Here is a 676-nt window from a genome sequence, read left to right as displayed (position 1 = left end):
CATGAGCGGGACGGCGCGGCCGCTGCCCGCCGGCACGGCGCTGCGGCTGCGGCAATGCGCGGATTGCGGGCTGACGGTGCGGCTGAGCCATGCCGAGCCCGGCGTCGACTGGCGCTGTCCGCGCTGCGACGCGGTGCTGCGCCGGCACCGGGAAAGCCCGCTGGTCACCCCGCTGGCGCTGGCCATGACCAGCCTGATCTTCTGCATCGTCACCCTGACCACGCCCTTCCTGACGCTGCGGCTGCTCGGGCAGATGCGGGTCAGCCATGTCGAGAGCGGCGCCTATGCCTTCGCCCATGACGGGCTGTGGCTGCTGGCGGCGCTGCTGGTGGCGACGGTGGTGCTGGTGCCGCTGCTGCGGCTGAGCCTGCGGCTGGCGGTGCTGGGCGGGCTGACGCTGCGCCGCCCGCCGCCCTGGCTGCCGCAATTGCTGCGCGCGCACCAGCAGCTCGGCGCCTGGTCCATGCTGGAGGTGTTCCTGTTCGGCGCGCTGGTCTCCTACACGCGGCTGGCCGATTTGGCCGAGGTGGAGTTCGGCCCGGCGGTCTACAGCCTGGGCGCGGTGGTGCTGGCCATGGTGGCGGCGGATGCCGCCTTCGAGCCGCAGGCGGCCTGGGATGCGATGGAGGCGCGCGGGCTGATGCGCGCGCCGCACCGCCGCGCGCCGCAGCAGCGC

Annotated in this window: 1 protein-coding gene; it reads left to right on the top strand. The window is 74.4% G+C overall.

The annotated features are described in order from the left end of the window. The coding region (locus tag HMPREF0731_RS22480) for a paraquat-inducible protein A (protein WP_007006576.1) at positions 1-676 on the top strand (676 nt) is incomplete at both ends.

Origin of the sequence: Pseudoroseomonas cervicalis ATCC 49957 (assembly GCF_000164635.1) — a bacterium.
In the GTDB taxonomy this organism is placed as follows: Bacteria; Pseudomonadota; Alphaproteobacteria; order Acetobacterales; family Acetobacteraceae; genus Pseudoroseomonas; species Pseudoroseomonas cervicalis.
Note: the sequence above shows the minus strand (reverse complement) of the source record. Positions and strands in the feature narration are given on the sequence as shown.